The 21,771-nt window shown below is 58.8% G+C and carries 22 protein-coding genes and 1 tRNA gene; 12 read left to right on the top strand and 11 right to left on the bottom strand.

Annotated elements, in window-relative coordinates:
- Positions 1-238: 238 nt before the first annotated feature.
- Together BM069_RS14160 and BM069_RS14155 are read left to right on the top strand one after the other, a co-directional pair.
- Positions 239-1,777: a B12-binding domain-containing radical SAM protein gene (locus BM069_RS14160; RefSeq protein WP_093324960.1), complete on the top strand. Its 1,539-nt coding sequence runs from the start codon at positions 239-241 to the stop codon at positions 1,775-1,777.
- A complete protein-coding gene (locus BM069_RS14155; protein WP_093324666.1) occupies positions 1,777-2,448 on the top strand; it encodes an acetyltransferase in 672 nt (223 codons plus the stop codon). The genes BM069_RS14160 and BM069_RS14155 overlap by 1 nt, the downstream gene beginning before the upstream one ends.
- Here BM069_RS14155 and BM069_RS14150 read toward each other — a convergent pair.
- From BM069_RS14150 to BM069_RS14130, 5 genes are all read right to left on the bottom strand, one after another.
- A complete protein-coding gene (locus tag BM069_RS14150) occupies positions 2,408-3,583 on the bottom strand; it encodes a DegT/DnrJ/EryC1/StrS family aminotransferase (protein WP_139216210.1) in 1,176 nt (391 codons plus the stop codon). The two genes, BM069_RS14155 and BM069_RS14150, sit on opposite strands and share 41 nt — an antisense overlap.
- A 62-nt stretch (positions 3,584-3,645) precedes the next feature.
- Positions 3,646-4,290 carry a phage tail protein gene (locus tag BM069_RS14145; protein WP_093324958.1) on the bottom strand — a complete coding sequence of 215 codons (645 nt, stop codon included), beginning with the start codon at positions 4,288-4,290 and terminating at the stop codon, positions 3,646-3,648.
- A gap of 37 nt (positions 4,291-4,327) precedes the next feature.
- On the bottom strand, positions 4,328-4,966 hold the full coding sequence (locus tag BM069_RS14140; RefSeq protein ID WP_093324663.1) for a phage tail protein: 639 nt from the start codon (positions 4,964-4,966) through the stop codon (positions 4,328-4,330).
- An 88-nt stretch (positions 4,967-5,054) separates the two neighbouring features.
- Complete coding sequence (locus tag BM069_RS14135; protein ID WP_093324662.1) at positions 5,055-5,699, bottom strand: phage tail protein; 645 nt, start codon at positions 5,697-5,699, stop codon at positions 5,055-5,057.
- 400 nt (positions 5,700-6,099) lie between these two features.
- Positions 6,100-6,768 (bottom strand): GntR family transcriptional regulator, encoded by a 669-nt coding sequence (locus BM069_RS14130; RefSeq protein ID WP_093324660.1) that lies wholly within the window; start codon positions 6,766-6,768, stop codon positions 6,100-6,102.
- 120 nt (positions 6,769-6,888) lie between these two features.
- Between BM069_RS14130 and BM069_RS14125 the strand changes: the two genes are divergently transcribed.
- The gene (locus tag BM069_RS14125) at positions 6,889-7,902 is read left to right on the top strand and encodes an AbrB family transcriptional regulator (RefSeq protein WP_093324957.1); all 1,014 of its coding nucleotides are present in this window, start codon (positions 6,889-6,891) and stop codon (positions 7,900-7,902) included.
- A gap of 63 nt (positions 7,903-7,965) precedes the next feature.
- Here BM069_RS14125 and BM069_RS14120 read toward each other — a convergent pair.
- Together BM069_RS14120 and BM069_RS14115 are read right to left on the bottom strand one after the other, a co-directional pair.
- A tRNA-Ala gene (locus tag BM069_RS14120) sits at positions 7,966-8,041 on the bottom strand.
- Positions 8,042-8,137: 96 nt separating this feature from the next.
- Complete coding sequence (locus BM069_RS14115) at positions 8,138-8,461, bottom strand: TIGR02300 family protein (protein ID WP_093324658.1); 324 nt, start codon at positions 8,459-8,461, stop codon at positions 8,138-8,140.
- A gap of 109 nt (positions 8,462-8,570) precedes the next feature.
- On the opposite strand from BM069_RS14115, the gene BM069_RS14110 reads away from it, so the two are divergent.
- Positions 8,571-9,260 carry a M48 family metallopeptidase gene (locus tag BM069_RS14110; RefSeq protein ID WP_093324656.1) on the top strand — a complete coding sequence of 230 codons (690 nt, stop codon included), beginning with the start codon at positions 8,571-8,573 and terminating at the stop codon, positions 9,258-9,260.
- 42 nt (positions 9,261-9,302) lie between these two features.
- A complete protein-coding gene (locus BM069_RS14105) occupies positions 9,303-9,956 on the top strand; it encodes a GntR family transcriptional regulator (RefSeq protein ID WP_093324655.1) in 654 nt (217 codons plus the stop codon).
- A gap of 119 nt (positions 9,957-10,075) precedes the next feature.
- Here BM069_RS14105 and BM069_RS14100 read toward each other — a convergent pair whose 3' ends face one another.
- From BM069_RS14100 to BM069_RS14090, 3 genes are all read right to left on the bottom strand, one after another.
- The gene (locus BM069_RS14100) at positions 10,076-11,401 is read right to left on the bottom strand and encodes an MFS transporter (protein WP_093324653.1); all 1,326 of its coding nucleotides are present in this window, start codon (positions 11,399-11,401) and stop codon (positions 10,076-10,078) included.
- Positions 11,402-11,492: 91 nt separating this feature from the next.
- Positions 11,493-11,984 (bottom strand): hypothetical protein, encoded by a 492-nt coding sequence (locus tag BM069_RS14095; protein WP_139216209.1) that lies wholly within the window; start codon positions 11,982-11,984, stop codon positions 11,493-11,495.
- Between the two features lie 194 nt (positions 11,985-12,178).
- Positions 12,179-13,141 (bottom strand): acetyl-CoA carboxylase carboxyltransferase subunit alpha, encoded by a 963-nt coding sequence (locus BM069_RS14090; protein WP_093324650.1) that lies wholly within the window; start codon positions 13,139-13,141, stop codon positions 12,179-12,181.
- A 282-nt stretch (positions 13,142-13,423) separates the two neighbouring features.
- On the opposite strand from BM069_RS14090, the gene BM069_RS14085 reads away from it, so the two are divergent.
- Positions 13,424-14,053: a GyrI-like domain-containing protein gene (locus BM069_RS14085; protein ID WP_093324648.1), complete on the top strand. Its 630-nt coding sequence runs from the start codon at positions 13,424-13,426 to the stop codon at positions 14,051-14,053.
- A 54-nt stretch (positions 14,054-14,107) separates the two neighbouring features.
- Here BM069_RS14085 and BM069_RS14080 read toward each other — a convergent pair whose 3' ends face one another.
- Positions 14,108-14,707, bottom strand: coding sequence for a LysE family translocator (locus tag BM069_RS14080; RefSeq protein WP_093324646.1), 600 nt, complete (start codon positions 14,705-14,707; stop codon positions 14,108-14,110).
- A 72-nt stretch (positions 14,708-14,779) separates the two neighbouring features.
- Between BM069_RS14080 and BM069_RS14075 the strand changes: the two genes are divergently transcribed.
- The 6 genes from BM069_RS14075 to BM069_RS14050 all read left to right on the top strand — a co-directional run.
- Positions 14,780-15,232: an Lrp/AsnC family transcriptional regulator gene (locus tag BM069_RS14075; protein WP_093324645.1), complete on the top strand. Its 453-nt coding sequence runs from the start codon at positions 14,780-14,782 to the stop codon at positions 15,230-15,232.
- A gap of 228 nt (positions 15,233-15,460) precedes the next feature.
- Entirely contained in the window at positions 15,461-15,787 is a 327-nt protein-coding gene (locus BM069_RS14070) for a hypothetical protein (RefSeq protein ID WP_139216208.1), read from the top strand.
- Positions 15,777-17,306 carry an ATP-binding cassette domain-containing protein gene (locus BM069_RS14065; RefSeq protein ID WP_093324642.1) on the top strand — a complete coding sequence of 510 codons (1,530 nt, stop codon included), beginning with the start codon at positions 15,777-15,779 and terminating at the stop codon, positions 17,304-17,306. The genes BM069_RS14070 and BM069_RS14065 overlap by 11 nt, the downstream gene beginning before the upstream one ends.
- Positions 17,306-19,243 (top strand): ATP-binding cassette domain-containing protein, encoded by a 1,938-nt coding sequence (locus BM069_RS14060; protein ID WP_170846752.1) that lies wholly within the window; start codon positions 17,306-17,308, stop codon positions 19,241-19,243. The genes BM069_RS14065 and BM069_RS14060 overlap by 1 nt, the downstream gene beginning before the upstream one ends.
- Positions 19,236-20,537, top strand: a complete 1,302-nt coding sequence (locus BM069_RS14055) for an HlyD family type I secretion periplasmic adaptor subunit (RefSeq protein ID WP_170846751.1) — start codon at positions 19,236-19,238, stop codon at positions 20,535-20,537. Before BM069_RS14060 ends, BM069_RS14055 begins: the two co-directional genes overlap by 8 nt.
- Positions 20,538-20,548: 11 nt before the next feature.
- The coding region (locus BM069_RS14050) for a VCBS domain-containing protein (protein WP_212611546.1) at positions 20,549-21,771 on the top strand (1,223 nt) is incomplete at its 3' end.

Below are 21,771 nucleotides of genomic sequence, written 5' to 3'. Positions count from 1 at the left end.
GGACCGTTTGCAAGCCATCTGAAGGGGGTCAATCACGCCGGTTGCGTGCCTTGTAAATGCTATGCGTCAATCAATTCATATGTTAAGACATTGTCCAGAAATAAGTTAGTTTTCAAGGCGTAATACGCCATCTCATCAAACTCCTTTGGCAGGCCCAACATTGAAAAAGCTCTCCATTTGCCTGATTTCGCCACGCTTCAAACCCTCCTTTTGGGGGCGGGAGTATACATTGCCATTGATGCCCGGAGAAAAGCGCGCATGGATGATGCCGGGCGTGTTGACGCTGTTGGCGGCCCTGATCCCTGATCACCACGAGATTGTGTTGATTGACGAGGCCGTTGAAGACATCGATTTTGAAGCTTTGCGGCGCTTTGATGTGATCGGGATCACGGGCCAGATCGCACAGCGCGATCGCATGATAGAAATCCTTGAGCGGGTAAAGACACTGCCGGGCACCGTTGTCGTTGGCGGACCCTATGCGGCCATTGACGAGCAGTTTTTTGACGGTCTGTGCGACACGATTTTTGTCGGTGAGGCCGACCAGACCTGGCCTGAGTTCGTTGAAGCGATGGCGAACGGAGACTCGGTTCAGTCGCGTTACGAGCAGACTGAAAAGACCGACATGGCGACGTTGCCGCCCGCGCGCATGGATTTGATGAAAGCCGAACATTACATGTCCGCGTCCATCCAGTACTCGCGCGGCTGCCCATTCACCTGTGAATTCTGCGACATCATCGTGATCTTCGGGCGCCGTCCAAGGGTGAAATCGGCAAAGCAGGTCATTGCCGAACTGGAGGGCGTTTGGAAGGCGGGTTTTGGGGTCTGTTTTGTGGTGGATGACAACTTTATCGGCAACAAGGTTGCCGTGAAGAAAATGCTGCCAGAGTTGATCCGCTGGCAGGAAGAAAACGGCTATCCACTGGTGCTTTCGACCGAGGCTACGCTCAATCTGGCGGATGACGCCGAGTTGATGGAACTGATGATCCGCGCCAATTTCCGCGAGGTGTTTATCGGGATCGAAAGCACGCGTGAGGAATCCCTGATCGAGACCAAGAAGCTGCAAAATATTCGTGGTGAATCCATGAGCACCAAGTTGGATCGCATTCGCGACGCGGGCCTTGTGGTCTCTGCGGGCTTTATTGTCGGCTTTGACGAAGATGACGACCGTATTTTTGAAGAACAGGTCCAATTTATCGAGAGCAACAATATCGGTCGGGTGTCTTTTGGTGTGCTTGTGGCTCTGCCCAAGACGCCGCTTTATGAGCGGCTGGAAGCCGAAGGGCGGCTGACGGATGACAATGACATATGCAACTTCATACCGAAGCAGATGACGCGGGATCAGCTGGTTGCCGGTTATGAGAAGGCATTGCGGCGACTTTATACGGCTGAGGCCTTTATCGGGCGGGTCGTGCGGAATGTGACAACGTCCGATAAGTACATAGCCAAACGCCGCGAAATGCAGTCGCGTGAGACACACAAGCCCAGGTGGCTCGGCGGTGTGGCAACCAGCGGTGTCATCGCGTGGCGGTTGGGTCGTGAAATGGCACGCAGAAAGGTATTTCGCAAAGGGCTGCGCATGTATTGGCGCGCGTACCGGCGCAATCGCGCGGCGGGCGGGTTGTCTGTGTCCGCCTTCATCGGGCTCTGCGCAATGCACTGGCACCACTACTGCCTGACCCAATTGGCCGCACCAGGTAGTGGAGAACAGGGTTTAAATATCTTTAGCGCGGCCAGCGTCGATGCGACGAAGGCCGCTGATCACATGGCGGACGCTTGATGGCGAAGGTTGTATTGTTTGGCGCGGGACAAGTGGCAGAGGCTGTCACAGTGTATCTTGAGCGCGAGAGCGACCATGAGATTGTTGGCTATACCGTGGATGCGGCGTTTCGAGGTGAGGTGACGGAGTTCATGGGCAAACCGGTCTTTGACTGGGAAACGCTGGAGCAGAGTTTTGCGCCCGCTGACGGGCTGATCTTTGGACCGCTGAGTTATCATAATATGAACCGTTTCCGGAAGGAACGGTACGAAGAAGGCAAGGCCAGAGGGTATGACTTTCTGACTTTTGTACACCCGTCGAGCCACATCTATTCGGATGAGATCGGAGAGAATTGTCTTATTCTAGAAGGTAATGTGGTGCAGCCCTTTGCAAAAATCGGAAACAATGTGCTGATTTGGAGCGGCAACCACATCGGGCATCATGCCCAGGTTGGCGACCATTGCTTTCTGGCATCTCAGGTAGGGCTGGCCGGAGACTGCCGGATCGGCAAGGAGTGCTTTTTTGCCGGCAAGAGCGGCGTGATTGACGGGGTAACAGTGGGCGACGGCTGTTTGGTGGGGGCCGGAGCCGTGATCCTGAGAGATCTCGCGCCAGGATCTTTTGCCAAAGGTCCGACAGTCAAGGTGGTGCCTAAGGCCGCCCAACGTTTTGCACGCCTTCTATTGGGATGATCTCCATCGCCTGAGCCACTGTTTTGCAGATTTCTTCGATCGCGCTGATTGCCAGATCCGCGTAAAAAGGAAGTCCGAGAAGGCGGTGCGAAAGGCTGTCTGTTACCGGCATGGGATCGCAGTCAAACGGGCCAAATCCGGTTTCTCGGTGAAGGCCGCGCCCGTACCAGAAACGGCTGTCGATGCCCTTGGCAGCCAGTTGATCGCGCACAAAAATCGCCTGCTCCTCGGTGGAAGTGTGCAAAAGCGCATAAGCATAGGACGTGTCGCCTCCTACCCGCAGCATCGCATCGATGCCATTGGCGTTGGCCGCGTGATGGTAGGCTTTTGCGGTCTGTTTGTAGTCCCACAAAGTGGCGCCCCAATAATCGAGTGCAGCCATGGCAACGCAGCCGTGATATTCGCTCATTTTGCCATTGATGTTGTCTCCAATCACGTGCCGTGCGCCGAAAAATCCGTTGTTGGTGGCACGTATCACGCGAAGGAAAAGATCGGGGTCAGTGCAAATCACAGCGCCCCCTTCGCCGCACCCGAAGGCCTTTGTGGCATGGAAGCTAAGCACGACCGGCAGGTCGGGCGGGATGGCGCGAGGCAAGCGTTCAAGCACGTCGAAACTCGCCGCGGCATCGATCACCACCGGGATGCCGGTGTCGCGTCGAAATCGGGCCCAGGCATCGAGATCAGGGAGCCGACCGTAGGGGGCTGTCACGGCTACTAGGCCGACCTCGTGCAAACGGGGATGGCGTCGCAGGGCGTCAGGGTCGAGAGCCCATGTGTTTGGGTCGATGTCCGCGAGGTGTGGGTCGTATCCGCAACACTGTATGGCAGACAGAGTGGCAACAAATGTGTAGGAGGCGCAGAGGGCAATCGGGCGATTTGTGCGGCGACCCGCAGCAGCCAATATCGCACCAACAAGCGCCGCAGATCCCGACGCCGTCAATGCAAGACCGCCCTCGGTGATGTCAAAATGTTTGCCCAATCGTTCCTTGAGTTCCTGACAGACAGGACCGATGTTTGCATAAATGCGACTTTGGTCCAGACGCTCCAGATAAGGCATCAGCCTGTGCGCTTCAGGCAGCCGCGGTTTTGCCACCGGAATGTGCGGGGCCGGTAGAGTCGGGAAAGCAGGCTTCACAGAGTATTAGTTCCTGAAAATGGAATTGGGTTGCCCGTCTTGGCGGCAGGCAACCCGATGGATTAGCTTCTGGACGGGTAGATCCCCTGAATCGCGATGCAGGTTTTCATCGCGAGGAAAGGCTGCCGGTTGGTGATGGGCTGTTGCCCACCGGAGTTCGCAAGGGCCACGTTGTTGGTGAAGTTTACCGAGCCGTCCCCCATAGCGACATCCGCCGTAGCGCCGATGGCATAAACCGCGGATTGGCGGGGGAAAGCCGATTTGTAGGCGTTTGCCGGGCTCGGAACATTGGGTCGGTTCGAGCTTGCAGAAACGGTCGCGGTGATCGTGCCTTCAATTGTATGATTGTGAGACGGCATATTGTTCACATTGTGAGTTACTTGATCGACGCCAAGCTTTTCACCCTGCCTATTTGCTGTCAGGCCCGGGCCGCGACCGACGTGCATCCCGAAACGTCCGCGCATATCCGGGACGCCAAACGTCGTACGGCCATCACCTCCATACATGGTGCCCAAAAGCGAAAATGCCGCAGTATATGATGAGATCGGTAGCAACTGGCCGTTGGCCTCGACCCAGCCACGCGGGCAAAAATTCTCTCCAACTTGGATGATGGTTCCGATAAAGGGGTCGAGTTCGGCTTTGGCAATCGGCGCGGTGGTGCCAATTACACAAAGCGTTGCAGCGATTGTTTTTGTGAAATGTTTCATTGTTGTATCCATTGATTTGTTAAAACCAGTCGCGGCGTCAGCTGCGTGACGGGTAAATGCCAAAGAGCGCTATGCAATAGTTGTTGACGATCGTCGGGGCCATGTTGGTGACAGGTTGGCCACCTCCATTGTTACCGATTATTTCGCCGGAGAGATCGACAGTCACAGATCCTGCCTGCATGTCGACCAGAGTGCCGGGCGCTGAGGAGTAAAATGCCGACGTGCCAGTTGGCAGATAGTTGCCGCTAGGATCATTGGTGTTCGGGTTTTCGCTGCTGCCGACCAGTTGCGCCGCCAAACCGCCGGCCGCGCCGTGGGTGTGACTTGGCAAATTTGCGATGGTCGCAGTTTCCCATTCAGTTCCGGTTTTTTGTCCCTGCGGACGAGGTGTCAGTCCGGGGCCAGTGCCAGTGTGGAGGGGGATGCGGCCTCGTAGGCTTGGGAGGCCGAAGGTCGTACGGCCATCACCGCCGTAAATGGTGCCCAGAAGCGAAAACAGCGCATCGTTTCCACTAACTGCAAGAAGTTGACCGTCTAGCGGAGCCCAGCCTCTTGGGCAAAAGTTAAAGCCGAACTGGCGGATTTCGCCGACAAACGGTTCGTCTGCTTGGGCGATTTGGGATGTTCCGGCAAGTGAGAGTGTTGCCGCGAACACATGGGAAATGAGTTTCTTCATGATACTTTCCTTAAATTCAATGACGTTTCCATTGCAGCAGAATGTTGGCCGCAACGCGCGTCTGAAACGGTAAACCAAGCCCTGCGGGTCAGTTGCGCGACGGGAAATACCCCTGTGTTGCCATGCAGAACCTGATCACTTGAAAGGGTTGCATGTTGTTTTGCGACTGACCGCCGCCGGTGTTGCTGAATTTGACGCGTATCGTCAGATCCACGGTATTGTTGTGCATGGGTTGCGGTGTGCCTTGTGCGGTCGTGTAGGCGTCAACGCTGGCAGGGAAAGTGGCCAGCAGATTTCCACCCGGCATGTTGGTAGAAGGCGCGGAAGAGGTTGCCAGAAGAGTGGCGTCTGGATCGCCGATCACAGGGTGATTGTGGGCCGGCATGTTGGCAGTCGTCATCGTGGTGGTTTCAACACCCCCCTTCTGACCAATCGCGTAGGTCGGAAGGCCTGCTCCGGTTCCTGCTCCGATCGGAGCACGGCCACGCAAGTCTGGTAGGGCAAAGGATGTTCTGCCGTCGCCGCCAAATTGTGTGCCCAGCAGCGAAAACAGAGACTGGTTTTGGTTTATCGGAAGCAGTTGGCCGTTCGCTTCTGCAAACCCTCGGGGGCAGAAGTTGAAGCCAACCATTATGACATCACCCAAAAGGGGTTCACTTCCTGCTTGGACTGGCGCGGAGTGCGCGCTAATCGAAACGCCGACCGCCACAGCGGCCGTGAGAAATTTTTTCATCTTAAAATCCTGTTGGTCGATTGTTTTCTTTTGAAGTGACCTGAGGTTAACACAACAAGTTAATCCCTCAAAGGTTGAAGTATTTTCCCGCGGGTTTTCCTCTCCAAAAAATTGGTCCAAAAATCTGAGAACGTGATGTCAAGTTGACCCAAACGAAGGAGATTTCCCGTTGCCCTCGAGGCAAATGATATGTGCGAAATTCAGTTCTCTGGTGGCCAAAACAAGTTTTTGATGCACACGCTTAGGGAGAGCTCCGCCCCACGCGGAACGGCAACGCCCAATTCGTAACTGAGCACTTTTCGCGACTATCTGCCTGTTCTCGCGCGGACCTTTCTCGGGGCAATGTACTTGGACTTGCGAAATGCCAGTGGAGAGCGAGGTGGCTTAGCCGCCTGCTGCATTACTGACCCATCGTATCGGCTTCCCGAAATGCCTTAATGCGGGTTCGCTGAGAGGCCTCGATGTGGCGACGCATGGCGGTTTCCGCTGCACCCGCGTCGCGGGCGTCTAGTGCGTCAAGAATTGCGGTGTGCTCCTGGATTGCGCTTTCGAACCTTTCCGTCTGGGCAAGGGTCGTGGGGCCAAGGATCATCATCGCTTTTTGCATGGCGTGAACTGATTTTGCCAGAAACCGGTTTTTGGCGGAGTTGAGCAGGAGCGTATGGAAGTGGCGGTTTAACTGCGAGGCGCTGGTGCCCTCACCGGCGGCGCGGATTTCGTCGTTGAGGCTGCGCAATTCGGCGAGTTCCACATCAGAGGCGGATCGCACTGCCAACCGCGCCGCGGTGCCTTCGAGAACGGCGCGCATATCGTATAATTCCATGACTTCTGCATAGTCGAGTCGGCGCACAGAGGCCCCTTGGCGTGGCAAGTGCGTCACCAGACCGTCGGCCTCCAGCTGGCGGATAGCTTCGCGCACCGGAGTGCGACTAACACCCAAGCGATCGGCGAGATCTGTTTCCCGAAGCCGGTCGCCCGGGTTCAATTTTCCCTCACGAATTTCCGCAAGAAGGGCAGCGTAGGCAACGTTTCCATGCAGGCCGTCATTTTGAGTGCTGTCGTCTTGCATCCCGTGTCCTTGCGTTTTTGTATCCTTCTGTATACAGACGGATACAATGCAGTCAAGCACGTCAGGAAGGTAGGAAACGTGAAAACCCCAATCCTCAGTGCCAAGACATTTGCCGCTGCCATGACTGGTGCATTGGTTTTCTGGTTTTTTGACTTCCCTTTGCCTTTTTTGTTCGGGCCGATGAGCTTTTGTCTTCTTTTGGCCCTCTTTGGCCAAAACCTTGCGGGCTTTGGTCAGATCTCCGTCGCGGCCCGCACGATATTGGGCGTAGCAGTCGGGACGTCGCTGACGCCGGACGTTGTGGCAACCATTCCGCAAATGGCGGGCTCGATTGCTCTGGTGCCAATTTATGTGGCTTTGATTGCGGCGATTGGCGTGCCGTTTTTCCAACGGGTCGGTGGTTTTGATCCGGTGACGTCGTACTATGCTGCGATGCCGGGAGGATTGCAGGACATGATCCTTTTTGGGCAGGAGGCCGGCGGCAATGCGCGAGTGTTGTCGCTGATCCATGCCACTCGTGTTCTGGTGATTGTCATATTGGCGCCTCTGATTCTGACCGGTGTGTATGGAGCGAGTCTGAACAACCCGAACGGTCATCCCGCGTCGGAATTGCCGATCGGCGAGATGGCCTTGATGGTGGCTGCGGCTCTGCTGGGATGGAAAGGTGGAGAGCGCATCGGTCTATTTGGCGCGTCAATTTTGGGTCCGATGATCGTATCCGCCGCTTTGACCATGGGAGGCTTTTTGCATTCCCGCCCGCCTGCCGAGGCCATTCTGACAGCCCAGTTTTTTATCGGTGCGGGGATCGGCGTTCACTATGTGGGCGTTACGTTTCGGGAACTTCGCCAAGTGGTCGCGGCAGGCTTGGCGTTCATGGTGGTGCTGGCGATTTTGGCGGCAGCTTTTGCGGAAGTGGTCACACTTTTCGGGCTAGCGCCGCCGATGGAAGCGTTCCTGGCGTTTGCACCTGGCGGACAGGCCGAAATGACCGTGCTGTCAATCATTGTAGGGGCCGATTTGGGATTTGTGATCGCACACCACCTGACGCGGATTGTGGTGGTGATTGTGGGCGCGCCGATCGTGGCGCGTTGGCTGCCTGAGTCGGGGAGCGTTCCGTGGGATCGCAAAAAATAGCCGTGCCAACGGCCCAAAAACGTTTTGACCCGAAGTCGGTAAGTGATTGTGATAGTGGGATAATGGTGGAGCCTAGGAGGATCGAACTCCTGACCTCTACAATGCCATTGTAGCGCTCTCCCAGCTGAGCTAAGGCCCCATCATGTCAGGCCTCTCAGCCTGTGCGCGCCTGATTAGGCGTATTCAGAGGCGGGTTCAAGTCAAAAAAACCGCCTCTGAGAATTTTGTGCGACAATCAGCTGTCGTCGTCCTCAGACGCCACGTCCGCAATCTCGTCCAGCGAAACGTTGTCGTCCTCGTCGTCGTCATCCAGAACATCATCTTCGAGTTCCAGATCAACAGTGTCATCATCCTCAAGCACGTCATCCGCGGTCTCGAGGTTCTTTGCTTTCAGCGTGGCCGCATCTTCGGCGTCAGCTGCAATCATCCGGCTTTTGCCGGCTTCTACTTCCACCACGTCGCCTGTGTAGGGGCTGACGATTGGGTTCTTGTTCAGGTCATAAAAACGCTTGCCGGTTGTCGGGCACACACGCTTGACGCCCCATTCTTCTTTGGGCATGGGAAATCCCCTTTGAATCGTTTGAGTCTCTCTCGACGGTTTGCGGCAACTGCCATATGAATGGCCGCGTGTCAAAGGGGTTTCTCCCGAACTCGGCCTTGGAGGGCCCATGTCGCAACATATCTTGCCCACAAACCCGCCTGTGACGGTGATTTTGCGCCATTCCGGTCGGGCGCGCCGGATCAGCCTGCGGGTGTCGCGGCTGGACGGAACCGTGTCTCTGACCGTGCCGAAGGGCGTGCGCGACCGCGAGGCTCTGGGATTCGCGGAAGAGAAATCCGGCTGGATACTGGCGCAATTGGCGAAGCAGCCGGACCTGGTTCAGGTCGAGCATGGCACCAAGGTGCCCGTGGGCGGGCGTCTGCGTGAAGTTGTGGCCGGTGCAGGTCGGTCTGTCCTTCTGGGGCAGGACGAGATTGCCGTGCCCGGAGATCCGGCGCGTGCGGCGGCACGGGTGCAGGGGTTCTTGCGGGAGTTGGCGCGGAACCGGCTTGCGGAAGCGGTGGATCATTACGCGGGCCAACTTGGGCGCAGCCCGAGCAAAATCACCCTCAGAGACACGCGATCGCGCTGGGGGTCGTGCAGTTCTGCGGGCGCCTTGATGTTTTCGTGGCGCCTTGTCATGGCACCGTCGGAAATCCTTGACTATGTGGCGGCACATGAGGTGGCCCATCTTCAGGAAATGAACCATTCCCAAGCCTTTTGGGATCAGGTGGAGCGCATTCACGGCGACTATCGCACACAGCGCAAATGGCTGCGGGTGCAGGGACAGGAATTGCATCGCTACCGCTTTGCCTGAGGGCGCATTGACCTTCTCAGAATTTGTGATCACAGTTGCGGCATGATCCCGACCAGCAAGCCGCAACAAGACCTGTCCACCTCAGCACATGACCGTGTGTACCGCGCTCTGCGGGCTCGAATCATGTATGGCGAACTTGCACCCGGTGCCGCACTGACCCTGCGCGGGATTGGCAAAACCTATGAGGTGTCGATGACGCCCGCGCGGGAGGCCGTGCGACGGTTGGTGGCAGAGGGGGCGCTGTTCCTGTCGAACTCCGGACGCGTGTCGACACCGGAACTGTCGAGTGAACGTCTGGAGGAGCTGGCGGCGCTGCGGGCACTGATAGAGGTAGAGTTGGCGAGTCGGGCTTTGCCACGGGCGCATATGGCGTTGATCGAGCGGCTGGTCAGCATCAACAACACGGTCAGCGAAGCGGTCGCGCGTCGGGATGCTGTGGCCTATATCCGCGCCAATCTGGAATTTCACCGCACGCTTTATTTGCGGGCGCAGGCGCCGGCGATGCTGGCGATGACGGAAACGGTCTGGCTGCAGCTGGGGCCGACGATGCGATCGCTCTATGGGCGGTTGCGACGGACTGAGCCGCCGACACAGCATAGGTTAATCATCGCGGCATTGAAGGCCGGAGACGAGCCTGGATTGCGTCTTGCGGTGCGCTCTGACGTGACACAGGGCCTGCGTTTGCTGGCCCGCTGAGGCGTATTCACTTTTGTGAAATTTATTTTGAGCGGCTGTCTGCACCGCGTCTGTATTCCGTCGGTATTGCGACGGTGCGGTTTCGAGCTCGTCAATTTGTGACCGCAACGCGCGGTGGCTTAACCGTTGGTTGGCCAGACGTGGTGTTCGTCGTCGATCACAAATGCATGGCTGTGCCGCCGCCCGCCGTACTTCTGAAGATGCGGATGATCCTCAGGCAGGTCGGTGTGTTCGTGTTCGATTTCGGCAGGGGCCGCGTGCCAGAGGAGGCGGCCGATCAGAGTGGCCACGAGGGCGAGCGCTCCCATGATTAGCAGAGACCCCGAGAGGCCGAAGGTGACGCCGCTCCAGCCTGCGAGAGGGTATGCGATGAGCCAGCTGCCGTGGCTGAGTGCGAAATGCGCTGTGAAGACGGCAGGGCGGTCCTCTGCGTGTGCAGAGCGACGCAGAAGGCGTCCGGAGGGGGTTAGGACGGCGGAGTACAAAGCGCCCGCCAAGAGCCAGACCACCAACAAGGCGGGCCAGCTAAGTGGGCCAATGAAGGCGAAGATTGCGCCGTGCATCAAAGTGAGCGCCGAAAGCGCAAAGGCGGCTGTGCTCATAACCGGACGGTCGGGCACGGTATCAAGCAATCGCGGCAGCAACAGCGCCGCCATCATGCTTCCGGTGCCGAATGCGCCCATGGCCAGAGCAAGGCCCGTGTCGCCCTGTCCGTAGGTGTCACGCACCACCACCACTGTATTGACGAGAACAAAGGCTCCGGCGGCAGCTGCGGCGGTGTTGTAGGCCAGCAGGCCGCGCAAGCGAGGGGTGGCGAGGTAAATCCAGCTGCCGCGCGTGACGCGCTGGAGAAAGGGGCGTTGCGTCCTGTCAGATTGCGCGGGCAGTCTGGTTTGCCAAATCAACAGCGTTGACAGCAAGAACCCGAGAGCCGTTCCCAGAAACAGGTTGTTGTAGCTCATAAACAGAAGCAGGAGGCCGGCGAGCGCGGGCGAGAGCAGGTTTTCCAGATCGTAGGCAAGACGGGACAGCGAGAGGGCGCGGGTGTAGTCGGCTTCGTCCGGCAAAACATCGGGGATTGTGGCCTGAAACGTCGGGGTGAAGGTCGCGGAGGCGGCTTGAAGCACGAAGATCAGCGCGTAGACCTGTGTGACGGTTTCCACAAACGGCAGGCAGAGCGCGACCGCAAGCCGAATAAGGTCGGCAGTGATCAGCACTGCGCGGCGCGGCATGCGAGCGACCAGCGCGCCCATGACCGGCGACAGGCCGACATAGGCGACCATCTTGATGGTATAGGCCATCCCCAACACAGCACCGGCTTTTGGTCCGGCAAGGTCATAGGCCAGTAGGCCCAGAGCGATGGTTAGAAGACCGGTGCCGATGAGGGCCACGACCTGTGCGCCGAAAAGGCGGGCAAAAGTGGGGTGTTTTAGGATGGTCAACATGGGGGCAGAGTAGCGGACAGGGTGGCGGGTTCAAGCGGCCTTTGGGCGCTGCCTGCGGCGCGCGTATTTGGGGCACGAGGAAGGGGGAGGCTTACCCTATCTTGTCAAATTTGCCCTGTGGCATCTTCTTGTGGAAAGCGTAGGCGTTTTCATCCAGCCCATTGTAGATCTCCATCCAACCTTTTTCGAATTCGAGGAGCAGTCGCGTCCAAATCTCCACCGGTTCTGAGCCGAGCGTCATGTCGCCCTGTCCCAACCAAATGCTGCGTAGCGGTTGTTCCAGCAACGGCGCGAAGCAAGTCAGTCGGTTTGCACGCCACTCGACTTCGCAATCCTCCGGATCGAAGGGGAGCGTTTGGTCATCGGTGACGAACAGTTTGTCAAAGTAAGACCAAGCGACGGACACGCATCTTTCGGGCTCAAAGAAAAGCCTGATCGGCAGGTCAGGCCATTCCCCCCAACCGCCATCCTCATCCTTGAGAAACGCAGTCTCGATGCGAAGTAGCCTTTGACCGAGGGCACTTCCGAGATGTCGCGCGATGACGATCCTTTTCTCATCTATAGTGTCAACACCTTTGATCAACTTTGCGAGCTCCGTGCCTGTGCGCGACATCTTTTCAGAAGGCTTAGCATCGAAATGGGATGGCAGGGTAGTTGGTTTGCAGCAGTGAGTTTTGTCGCGGCATGTCAAAGGGCCGCTGTTTGCCTCGGTATGTTTGACAAACAAAAAGCCGCCCCGGAGGGACGGCCTGTTTTGTGTTGCTGGTGAGAGGCGGTTTACGCCGCCAGCCCCTTGGACCCGACCTCAAGGAACTTCTTGCGGCGGTCTGCGATCAGCGCTTTGCTATCTTTCTTGCCAAGCTCCTCAAGCATCGCAGCAATTGCTTTTTGCACGCTCTCGATGGTCGCCTTGGCGTCGCGGTGGGCGCCGCCCAGCGGTTCTTCGATGATGCGATCCGCCACACCGAGTTGTTTCAGATCTTGCGCGGTCAGGCGCAGGGCTTCGGCCGCTTCGCGCATTTTCTCGGCGTCTTTCCAGAGGATCGACGCGCAGCCTTCTGGCGAGATCACGGAATAGACCGAATGTTCCAGCATCGCGACGCGGTTGGCGGTGGCAAAGGCCACAGCGCCGCCGGAGCCGCCTTCGCCGATGATCACGGACACCAGCGGCACGCCGATGTTCAGGCAGGCCTCGGTGGAGCGGGCAATCGCTTCGGACTGGCCGCGTTCTTCGGCCCCTTTGCCGGGATAAGCGCCGGTGGTGTCGACAAGCGCGATCACGGGCAGATTGAAACGGTCGGCCATCTCCATCAGGCGCACGGCCTTGCGGTAGCCTTCGGGGCGGGCCATGCCGAAGTTGTGGGCGATGCGGGATTTGGTGTCGTGGCCTTTTTCGTGACCGATCACCATCACCGGCTGATCGTTGAACCGCGCGAGGCCGCCGGTCACGGCAAGGTCATCGGCAAAGTTGCGATCACCGGCGAGCGGCGTGAACTCGGTAAAGAGCGCCTCGATGTAATCTTTGGTGTGCGGGCGTTCCGGGTGGCGCGCGACCTGGCATTTGCGCCACGGGGTCAGATCTTTGTAGAGATCTTTCAAAAGGTCGGCGGCTTTCTTGTCGAGCGCGGCGGCCTCGTCTGCAACATCCATTTCTTCGTTGGTCCGCGCCAGTGCGCGCAGCTCTTCTGCCTTGCCTTCGATTTCGGCGAGGGGTTTTTCGAAGTCGAGATAGTTGGTCATCGCATCCTCTTTGGCGGGTTGGCCCTATGACTTCGCTATATGACGCTGACCTGACGGAATTGCAACGGCTGTGGCGGGTCGCGCAATTGAGCAAGATTTGTGCAGGGCGTCTGTGGCAAGGTGATATCACGACAAGAAGGGAGCCGGTATGGCGGCCAATGAGAAGCGGTTGATGCGCGTGCTACGCTATGTTCACGACAACCCTGCGGGGGATTTTTAACCCGAGGTTTTGCCAACCGAGATTTGTTTGCCACTGACTGATTTGCGGGCGGAGAACGTGTGATGACCGAGAAGCTTGATTTCAAGAAAGCGGACAAGCCTTACTACACCGGTAAGGTGGGGCGATGGGACCGGATCGTGATCCCGAAATTGCAGTTTCTGACCATCACAGGACAAGGGGATCCGGGAGGGGCAGTCTATGCACGGGCGCTCGGGGCGCTGTATCCGTTGGCCTATGGCATCAAATTTGCCCAAAAGGCGCAGGGCGCGGATTTTGTGGTGCCGCCGCAGCAAAGCCTGTGGTGGGCGGATGATCCCGGCAGTTTTGTACGCGCCGAGCGCGACAAGTGGCAGTGGCGCGCGATGATCCGCATGCCGGATGGTGTGACGGCGGATGATCTGGACGCGGCGCGGGCTGCGGCGGCGGTCAAGCTGGCCAAGAAGGGCGTGGATATCGCGGCGCTGGCGGAGGTTGGTTTGCTGACCCTAGAGGAGGGCGACTGTTTGCAGACGCTGCATGTGGGGCCTTATTCGGACGAGGCACCGGTTCTGGCGGATCTGCATGATCGGGTGATGCCGGAGGCCGGTCTGACGTTCAACGGCAAGCATCACGAAATTTATCTGGGCGATCCGCGGCGGGTGGCACCGGAAAAGCTACGCACAATTTTGCGCCAGCCTGTAAGGCCCGCCTGAGGATGCGAAGTCTCAGGCATTTATTGAGGGCGGCTCCCTGCGTCGCACCCTGTTTCAGAAGGAGGCGAGGAAAGCCGGAATGAGAGATGCCAAAAGCAGCGCAGCCATCGACCAGTTGAACGCGGTCAGGCGACCCGGTTTGTCGAGCAGGCGGCGGATGCCGGTGCCGAGAACGGTCCAGCTTGTGGCGGAGAGAGAGCCGATCGCCATGTAGGTGGCGGCAACCGCCACTATCGCCAGCAGGTCGCGGGTGGTGGCATAAAGCGTGATCGCGCCAAGCGCCATGGACCATGCTTTGGGGTTGACCCACTGAAAGGCTGCGGCCTGCAAATAGGTCAGTGGGCGGGCGTCTGTTTCCGCATCTTTGGGAGGCGCCGCGTGGGCGATTTTCCACGCTAGAAATAGCATATAGGTGACTGAGAGTACTTTGAGGATGGTATAGCTGACGGGGTAAGCGTCAAAGAGTTGCATCACACCAAGGCCCACAAGCACGATCATCGCAGGAAAGCCGGTCGCCACACCCAAGAGGTGTGGCACGGTGCGGCGCAGGCCGAAGTTGGCCCCTGACGTCATGAGCATCAAGTTGTTTGGCCCCGGAGAGAATACCGTGGCGAAAGCGAAGAGCGCGAGGGCAAGGAGAATATCGTAAGTCATGACGCAACGATGCGTGAAAATGCACGCTATGGAATTGCGTTTTGCGGCGTTTGATGCGAAGCAATGCAACTAATGACGGACCTTGATCGAATTGACGAACATATATTGCGCGAGCTTTCTCGCGATGGGCGGATCAGCAACCTCGCGCTGGCCGAAAAAGTCGGGCTGTCGCCGTCGGCCTGTTTGAGACGGGTGGCCACTCTGGAGAAATCCGGTGTCATTTCCGGCTATCGCGCGGTGTTGAACCGCGCAGCACTGGGCACGGGATTTGTGGCTTATCTGACGGTGGGGCTGAGCCGCCACACCAAAGCCGCGCGCGAAGAGTTCGAAAGGGCTGTTCTAACGGCCCCCGAAGTGACGGAATGCCACAACACGACGGGCAATGTGGAATACATGCTGCGGGTCGAGGCGGCGGATATCGACGCCTACAAACGATTTCACACGGATGTTCTGGGCACGGTCGAGAACGTACATTCCATCACAAGCTATGTGGTGATGGGCTCGCCCAAGGATGAGCGGGGGTAAGGTGGCATCAAAACCAAGCCCCAAAAAAGGCACAGCGCTTGCGATTGTAAAACGCGACCCGATGCCCAGCACCGCCTTGGCCTCTGATCCGACCTTGCAGGCGCGCAGGTAAACGCAAAATCCTTCACGGCCTCAATCCGGCAGCGCCCCGGCATTTTGCAACCGGTCCCAAGTACGCGCCAAGGCACGCCAAAAACGGCGCAGGCAGAATAGCAAACACTGATCTGAGTGAGCCACACACTTTTTCACCCATGGCTGCGCAGACGTTTTTGGCAAAAGGCAGTGACAGTGGCGACCCCGGCAGGAAGGGAAGCGGGCCATATCAGACCGGTGGAGCATGACGGCCCGGACATCGTCAGCAACGGGCTCGCCCTTTCTGGAACGGCGCATTGGATGTTGAGCGGTAGAACCTTCTTCAGAAACGATGACCCTGGGGCGGACCGTGTTCAGTTCGAAATCGGAGCTCTGGGATTGATTTTCTCTTGTTTCGAAGCACTTTTCCCAACTAGCATCTTTTTTAGTACAGATCAGATGAAAGAATTGAATGGTTACTGACGCGGCACCACAAAGTGGGCGATCAGATCACGCGCTGGCTGCGAAGCCAGGCTCGCGCGCTTTTGTGGGCCTTATCTCCGTGGGAATCAATGCGCTGGCATTGGCGCTTCCTCTGGCGCTCCTTCAGGTCTACGACCGCATTCTTCCGAACCAGTCTGCCGGGTCGGCGACCGTCATTTTCTCGGCGGTTGTCGTGGCCTTGCTACTTTCGGGAACGCTCCGTTACGTCCGGACCGGCATCTTTGCGCGATGGTCAGCGCTGGAAGAGCACAGGCTCTGGTCTCGAACCGCCCGGCAACTGATTCAGGGTCATCACAGCCGGGAGGAAGCTCTTCTCCTAGCCTCGGCGCCCGCCAAGGCGCGGGATGTGAATGTCGGTCAAACGCTGCTCGCGCGGTTTGATGCGCCTTTCTCCATCGTTTTCCTTGCTCTGATTGCGTATCTCGGAGGACTCGTTGTTGCCGCGCCCCTACTGGTCGCTGCGGTTTCGGTGATCGCGTTCCTCGTGGTGGCGCCGCGGAACAGATCGGCACTGGAGCAGGAACTGCTGGCGGGCGCGCAATTCGAGGCCGGTGTCACGGCGCTTGCGAATACGTCCTCAAACACGACGACCCTAGCCAGCCTTGGTTCAGCATTTTCCCGTTTAGCTAATGCGCGCACGGTTCTGGCGAAAGCAAACAGGACGACCCAGAACATCAGCAGCTTTCAGTTGGACCTGTTGCAGAGCGGAGCGCTGATATCGACCGTCGGTGTTGTCTGGTTGGGCGCCTCAGAGGTGCTCGCCGGGCAAATGACAACCGGCGGCCTTGCGGCCTGCACGTTGCTGGGCTCCCGGGCGGCATCCCAGCTTGTAGGCGTAGCGGCGACGGGCCTGCGCGCCCAGCCCGCGATTGTCGCGGCACAGAAATCGAAATCGATCCTTGAATCCAGTGGAGAGATCGGACGTCAACCATCAAAAGGCACGGCAGAAATTCTGAACACGGCAGGCGGTGGCGTCTGGGTGCTCGACGCTTCGCCGCGTCAGACAGCGACCGAAAAGCTGGAAGCCATCATCGATCACATGCCGCGCAACCTGACAGACCCGGAAACCGTCCGGATCGTGGCAGCCCGTCCGCGGCTGTTAACCGGTCGCCTGATGGATAGCCTGTCCCGTCTTGACAGGGATCTTGAGGCGGAAGCGCTGAACCTGTCGCGCGACATCGGGTTGGACAGCCTCGTTAGCCGGCTTCCCCACGGGTATGACACGGAACTTGCGTCTTCCGGCAGGCCACTGCCGGATGGCGGCACCAAGCGCGCCGCAATCGTCCAGGCATTTGCGGGCAGCCCCGGGCTGGTCATTCTAGAGGCGCCTGAAGCGTCCCTCGATGTCGATGCGGTGAAGAAGCTGTCGGAATTTCTCCTGTCCCGCTCGGACGCGGTCAAGATCCTGTTGCAGACGTCGTCGGAGGATCTCCGCGACGGCCTGAAGGACGTCACGCGCCTCGAGAACCCCAGAAACTGGATCGAGGGGGTCGAATGATGTCTGATGCAACCGGCTTCCTTCAATCCGTCCTGAAGCATCTCGACGGGCGCCATTCCGATCTGGCCATAGAAGCGGCATTCGGTGGTTTCTCGTCATCGCTTTCTGACATGGCACGGGCCAGCAACCTGATCGGGGTGGACGCTTCCATTCACAAGGGCGTTCCCGCATCCTGGAGCGACGGTCATGATGGCGCCCTGATCGCGAGAGACGGCTCCAACTGGACCGCGCTCGTGCGACGGGATGGTGATCTTGTTTCGTTCCCGGAGAACGACGAAACGGGGCAGGTCCGCCCCCCCGCAGGTCCGCTCCTTTATCTTCGCATGCTTCCCGAAGCCGACGCCAGCAAGGTCACATTTGCCAATATCTCATCTCGCGCGCGCGGCTCCTTCGTCCATGTGGTCTGGCAATCCCTGGTCATCAACCTTTGCGCTCTTGCCGTGCCCTTTTTCACCATGGCCGTCTACGACCGGGTGCTGGGAGGGGGGGCTGCCCATTCACTTCCGGCCCTGTTGTCAGGTGCAGTGATCGTTCTGATCACGATGCTGGCGATGCGGCGGGTGCGGTCTGGGCTTGCTGCCACGGAGTACGCCTCGCTTTCGGGCAAGATCTCGACATTGCTTGCCGGCAAGGCACTCCGCTCGCCAATATCGAACACGGCAGGGACCTCGGGCAGTGCAATCGTGGCAAGGATCCGGCAGGGCGAGCGCGCCGCCGACCTGTTCGCCTCCCCGAATATTGCCGCAATCTATGATGCGCCTTTTATCCTGCTGACCTTTGCCGCCCTGGTGATCGTTGGCGGGGGCATGGCGATCATTCCCGCGATCTACCTGGTGCTGTTTTTCGGCTTCGGCCTGTTGATGAACGCAGGAACCGGCAGCAGGGACCCGTTTGCCGTCCGCCAATCCCAACGACGTACGCAGATGATCGGGGAGTTGGTCGATGCCAACGGCGCCATTCAACGCGCCGGGCTGGGCGAGAAATGGCTTCAGAGATTCGATGCAATCCTGCGGTCGGGCGCACGGGACACGCACCGTTTCATGACGAGGACCGGTTCCCATTCGGCAATCGCTACTACGCTCGGATCCGGCACCGCGCTCGTGACATTGGTAGTCGGAATCGATCTGGCCCTGAATGGTCATTTGTCGGCCGGTACGCTGATCGGGACCATGTTGCTGACCTGGCGCATCACTGGCCCCGCGCAATCGCTGTTCCTGGCCATACCGCGCCTCAAGGCGATCCGCAGCGGCTGGACCTCCCTTGAGGCCCAGCTCCGGGCACCCACGGTGGGCAAGGAGTCTCATCTTCAGATCGCGCTCGAACCGGAGGCGCCCGCTGTGGCCGCACAAGGGCTGTTCTACCGTTATGAAGCCGGTCAGCCACCTGCCGTTACCGGCGTTTCATTCGATGTGGCCCCCGGCAGTATCGTCGTCGTGATGGGGCCGAACGGGTCCGGCAAATCCACCTTGCTCCAGCTCATCGCAGGGGATCTCCGGCCACAATCTGGGCATTTGACGCTGAATGGTCGACAGATTTCCCAGTACGATCCCGACGAGATCGACGCACGATGCGCTTACATGGGGGGCGACAAAGGCGTCTGGCTGGAGCTGAGCAGTATCAAACCCGGTGTCGGGTTTTCCGCAGAAGCACATGTGGAACGCGCCGCGTGGAGCGTGATTACGGGGCATGACAGCAGGTTCTTCGTTCTCGATGATCCGCTCGCTGCGACTGGTAAGGACTCCGTGACCGAGATCGGGAATTTCATCAACGAAACGCGTGGCAAGGCGACGATTTTCCTCGCCACCCATGACACGGAACTCGCGGCGCTGGCCGATGTCGCCATCGTGCTCGACGCAGGCAATGTCGTCTATTGTGGGCCGGTTCAGACAGAAACGCCAGAAGTGGAAGCTTCGGCTAAGGAGAAGAGCGATGAGTGAATCTCGCGGAGATCAATCTTTCGACCTTGACGATACGTCGACCTTCGTATGGATGCGTCGGGCAGCCGTCGTCATTCTGGCTGGGCTGACTGCGCTGGTGATCTGGATGGTCTACACACCTGTCGACGAGATCTCCAAGGCGCGCGGGGAAATCGAACCCATCGCCCAGGTGAAGCGCGTCGAAAGCCGGCATGGTGGTCAGTTGGCCGAACTGCGGGTCACGCGTGGTCAGATGGTGGAAGCAGACGAGATCGTAGCGCTTTTGGATCAGACGGAGGCGCAATCGGCGCTTCGGGCTGCCGAGGCGCGCATCACGGGACTGTCCCTTGAGATCGAACGTCTCCTGGCGCTTGCAGATGGGCGGGAGCCGGATTTCTCGGCCCATGCCGAGGATTTCTATGATCTCGTGGAACGCGAGATGGCTGCGCTTGCGGCGACGCGTGCCTTCATTCGCGCCGAACGTTCCGTGATCGGGTCGCAGATCGAAGAGAAGCGGGCCGAGATTGCAGCCATCGACGAGGAACGCCCCCAACTCATTCAACAGATCGCCGTTGCCGAGGAGGAGCGCGCCGTTCAACAGGACCTGCTGGATCGCGGACTGAGCGCACGCGCGAAGCTCGCGGAACTGCGAGAGCAGGAAGCGCAGTATCGTTTTGACCTTGCCCAACTCGCCGGCCGTCGAACCATCGCCGAGGCCGAGGTGGCCGAGCTTCAGGCGTCGCTAACCCAGGTCGAATTGGATGAGTTTGCCAAGGCGCGAAGCCGGATTGCAGAGGCGGATTCCCAGAGGCGCGCCTTGCAGGCCGAAGCAGCTGGCTTAAAGAGCCACGTCGCGGAGACTGAAATACGCTCGCCCATTGCCGGCGTTATCCAGTCCATCCCAGACGACACGATCGGCGATGTCATCGATCCAGGCGGCATGGTCGTAACCATCGTTCCAGCAGACGGGGGCTATCGTTTCAGCGGTCGCTTGTCGCCGCGTGATGTCGGCTTCGTCTCGGTCGGACAACCTGTGCGCTTGAAAATCGACAGCTTCGATTATAGCCGCTTCGGCGCTTTGCCCGGCACGGTCGAGGAAGTTTCGCCAACAACGGCAGTCGATGAGCGTGGAACAGCGTTCTACGAAGTCCTTGTGCAACTGGACAGCGATCATTTCCGTGATGCTGAGGACGGACTTACATTGATCGCCGGAATGACCGGTGAGGCCGATATCAAAACCGGTGCCAAGACGGTGTTTCAATATATATGGAAGCCCATTTACACCAATCTCGACCTGGCGTTGACCGAACGGTGAGGAGAGAAGAGATGTCCGATCAGAGCCCGAGTAAAAGCCAAACCTCCCACTCGACCGGGGACCCCAGAGACGAGTTGTCTGAAGAGGTTTTTGCCTGGGTTGTGACCGACACGAGCGACCTTCCGAGTGTTCCAGGCGAAGACGCACATGCCGCGCCGGATAGCGTCGTGCAAGGCGGCGGTTCCGGAAGCCGGCAGTTGATGGTCTCAGCGCCGGCCTTGGCACGCCATATGGGCGCCGGCCTTTCCGATTTGCATTCCGAGCCGGGTCGTCCGGGCGCAGAGTCCGGCTCCGACTGGTTGGCCTCGTCCGGCCTGGCTCTTTTGCCCCCAACTCGACTCCAGTCATCTGGTGCAGGACATCCCAACTTCACTCATGCCTTGCCTGGCATTGGCACAGATCAGAATGTCGGACACGCGATCATTCCGAACCTGTCAGCCGGCGGTGGCGGTCACGCTACGGGACAGACGCCGGGCCACATCGTGACGGGTGGTCAACCAAGCGGGCCTGCCATCGCTGGGTTCATACCCGGTGGCAAGGAGGGCCACCCTGTGCCGGTGTTGATCTCGGTGGTGAACGGCAACAACACGCAGGGTGGATCCACCGTGACGATCGGTGGCCTGCCCCCTGGAACGATCATGAACCAGGGGCACGCAGGTCCGGCAGGGACGTGGGTCCTTAGTCCCGGCACCGACCTGAAGAACCTGATCATGACCCCCCCGACCGACTGGTTTGGATCCAGCCACCTAACGGCAACGGTCGTTGACCCAAACGGTCACTCCGCACAGGTGCAGTTGCCTTTCAATGTGTTGCCACAACCCGACGCTGCCAGGATCTCGGGAACGGATACCGGGACAACATCCGAAGACCATGTCCTGACGGTGTCAGGCGCTTTGACGGTCGTCGACCCGGATCCGGGCGAGGCGCAGTTTCAGGCCACTTCCTTGACCGGAAGCTTCGGTCGTCTGCAGATCGATCAATCGGGTCGTTGGACATACGAACTCGACAATAGATCCCCCTCTGTCCAGGCGCTGGTCTCGGGGCAGAGCGAGCGCGAGACCTTCACGATCAACAGCGTGGATGGAACGAGCCACCAACTGGTCGTGAACGTGCTGGGCACGGATGATCGAGCGATCATTGCCGGAGCCGCTCAGGGCGCCGTGACCGAGGACAAGCTGACCTCGACCGGCGGCAAGCTCGATGTCACAGACCCAGATGCGGGCCAGGCCAGCTT

This window comes from Shimia haliotis, assembly GCF_900114415.1.
Lineage (GTDB): Bacteria > Pseudomonadota > Alphaproteobacteria > Rhodobacterales > Rhodobacteraceae > Shimia > Shimia haliotis.
The sequence above is the reverse complement of the archived record's forward strand: the minus strand, read 5'-3'. Positions and strand labels throughout refer to the sequence as shown.